The sequence below is a fragment of the Dietzia sp. E1 genome (assembly GCF_014145015.1).
In the GTDB taxonomy this organism is placed as follows: domain Bacteria; phylum Actinomycetota; class Actinomycetes; order Mycobacteriales; family Mycobacteriaceae; genus Dietzia; species Dietzia cinnamea_A.
Genome location: NZ_JAALDU010000165.1, coordinates 1 through 2,811, shown reverse-complemented (window position 1 = coordinate 2,811; position 2,811 = coordinate 1). Strand labels below are relative to the sequence as shown.

3 protein-coding genes are annotated in these 2,811 nt (G+C 72.2%); 2 read left to right on the top strand and 1 reads right to left on the bottom strand.

Annotated features, from left to right (window positions below; translation table 11 throughout):
* The coding region (locus G6030_RS06850; RefSeq protein WP_241724221.1) for an HNH endonuclease signature motif containing protein at positions 1–594 on the top strand (594 nt) is incomplete at its 5' end.
* Positions 595–608: 14 nt separating this feature from the next.
* Here G6030_RS06850 and G6030_RS06845 read toward each other — a convergent pair.
* A complete protein-coding gene (locus tag G6030_RS06845) occupies positions 609–1,199 on the bottom strand; it encodes a hypothetical protein (RefSeq protein WP_182642624.1) in 591 nt (196 codons plus the stop codon).
* Positions 1,200–1,392: 193 nt separating this feature from the next.
* Here G6030_RS06845 and G6030_RS06840 point away from each other — a divergent pair, with 193 nt between their 5' ends.
* A complete protein-coding gene (locus G6030_RS06840) occupies positions 1,393–2,784 on the top strand; it encodes a PQQ-binding-like beta-propeller repeat protein (RefSeq protein WP_007633284.1) in 1,392 nt (463 codons plus the stop codon).
* Positions 2,785–2,811 lie beyond the last annotated feature (27 nt).

Here is a 2,811-nt window from a genome sequence, read left to right as displayed (position 1 = left end):
GGCGCCTACGCCAGCTTCGACTGGCTCTGCGAGGAACTGCTCTCCGGCGGCGACGCAAAGGTCCGGTTCGAACTGCTCGACCCGCAACCGGGCACCGAGGACACCCCCGAGGCCGCGCTGAAGTACCGCATCAGCCCCGCGTTGGCCGAACGCATCCGCCTGCGCGACGGCACCTGCCGCCACCCCGGCTGCACTGTCGATGCCCACGACTGTGAGATCGACCATGTCATCGCGTTCGACCACCAACGCCCCGAGCTGGGCGGGCCCACCGCCGAATGGAACCTGGTGTGCCTGTGCCGAAAACACCACCGGGAGAAAACCTTCGGCCACTGCGCCTACCGACCAGGACCACTCGGCGAGCTGACCATCATCACCGAGACCGGACACGAACACCACACCCGACCCCACGGCCCCCTGGCCCAGGCCCGCGACCACATCCTCGACCACCGCTGGCACCAACACCTCGACCGACTCATCGCCGACGACGGCCACCTCACCAACCCACCCGGGGTCGAACGCACCCTGCGCGCCACGACACCCAGCGACGGAACGGACACACCGACGCCGCCGGAACGCCCGGGCCGGCCCGCGTGACCGTGCGGACCCGATCAGCCCGGCTGCTGCCCCTCGGGCACCGAGCCCATCCCGACGCCGGGCTGGCACAGCTTCCAGGCGCCGTCCTCGTCGCGCATGCGCACCTGCTCCGGACCGGACCCGTCCGACTCGGACTCGACCGTCGCCATCGCCTCCGCGCCGCCGTCGACGATCTCGACGCCGGTCACCTCGAGGTCCTGCGGGAACGAGCCCGCGATCGACTCGCGGAACATCGAATCGAGATCCGGCCCCGTCGCCTCGCTCGACGCGGTGATCGTGTCCACCAACTCCTGCGGGACCCGGTTCTCCGCGCACATATGACTGTTGAACTCGTCGAACGACTCCGCCGAGCTCATCTGCTCGAGCGTCTCGGCCACAGCCCGCTCGGCCCTCGCCGACGACGACAACGGCCCGGCCAGAAACGCCCACGCGACCGCGGCGACCACGACCAGCGCCACCACGGCCACCGCCGCGAGCACACCACCCCGACCCGGGCGACCGCCCCGCCCGTCACCCGACGGACGTGCCCCACCCTCCGGGCCAGCGCCCGGCTGCCCCTCGGGACCCGGATCTCCGGCGGGAGTCTGCTGGCTCGTCGTCGTCATCCACTACTCCAAGAACACCCGTCGCGGCCCCGGACGGGCCGCGTCGACCCGCCACGGTAGCCGACCGACCTGTGAAGACGGGGGCCCAGGTCCGCCGCGGTCGTTGCACTGAAGTACCCGGGGGCGGAGCCGGGACGGGCCTCCCGCGACGGCCGTCGGCTTCTCACATCAGATGGCCAGTTAGCCTTCAGGTATGCCCAGGAACCGTCTGAGCCCTGTCCGTGTCCTCACCGGAGGCCTGGCCGCCTCGGCGCTCCTGCTGGTCGGCGTCGGCCCGGCCCACGCCGCCGACAGCGACTGGACCCAGTACCGCGCCACCCCGACCAACAACACCCACGTGGCCTCCGGCGTGGAGGAGATCTTCGCCGGGGCGATCCCTACCGCCAACGAGGTGCGCGCGACGCCGGTGGTGGCCGACGGCAAGGTCTTCGTCGGCAGCCACGGGACCGGCGAACTGCAGGCGTTCGACCTCTCCACGGGTGCACTGCTGTGGCAGGCGCAGGCGCCCAACTGGGTGCACTCGGAGATGATCCACGCCGACGGGCGGGTGTTCGTGGGATTCGGCAACCGGTTCTTCGGCGGGGGGCCGGAGGGGTACCGCGGCACGGGGGAATCCGGCGTGCTGAGCCTGGACCCGGACACCGGCGACGTCCTGTGGCGGTACGACACTCCCGGCGAGGTCATGCCGACGCCGGCCGTGGTCAACGGAGCGGTGTGGGCGGTCACCGGCGACCGCCACCTGTACAAGCTCGACCCGGAGACGGGTGAGGCGCTCGACGTGGTCGAGACCGGGCACGTGGTGAGCATGTCCTCACCGTCGGAGCACGGCGGGGTGCTGTTCTTCGGGGGCGGTGCCCCCAGGCCCTACACCTTCTCCGCCTACGACACCGCGGCCGGCGACTACGCCTGGCGGCGCGCATTCCCGGAGTTCACCCACGGGCTGGACGACGTCCCGCCGGCCGTCGGCGAGGGCGTCGTCGTCACCACCGCCAACCGAGCCCTCGCGCCGGGGAGCGCCGGGGCGCGCGAGGAACACAGCATCATCGCGATGGACGAGCGCTCCGGTGAGGTCCTGTGGCGCCACGTGATCGGCGCCGGGCCCGCACCCACCAACAACCGGTCCGGCGCACCGACCATCCACGACGGCATCGTGTTCGTCGGCAGTCCCACCACCGGCGCCGCCTACGCCTACGACCTGCACACCGGCGGGCTACTGTGGCGCAACCCCGTCGGCGCGATCAAGGGTGCCCCTGTGATCGACGGCGCCGACGCCTACTTCTCGACCACCGCCGGGAACGTGTACCGACTCGACGTGCGCACCGGCGCGGTCACCGGCGTGCTCGAGCTCGAGGGGGCGCTGGCCCCGGCCGGGCCGATCATCGTCGACGACACGCTGGTGGTCCCCAGCCAGAGCCGGCACGTCTACTTCGTGCCGCTCGACGAGTTCCCCGACTCGCGGGCGTCGGGCGGTTCGACGGCGAGCCTCGGTGACCCGGCGTCACCGTGGGGCAGCGTCGGGGGAGCCGCCGCCTCGGCGGCCGGGTCGCTCGGCGCCGATGCGGGATCCCTCGACCCGGCGTATTGACGCGTCCGGCGCCCGCCGCCGCTCAGG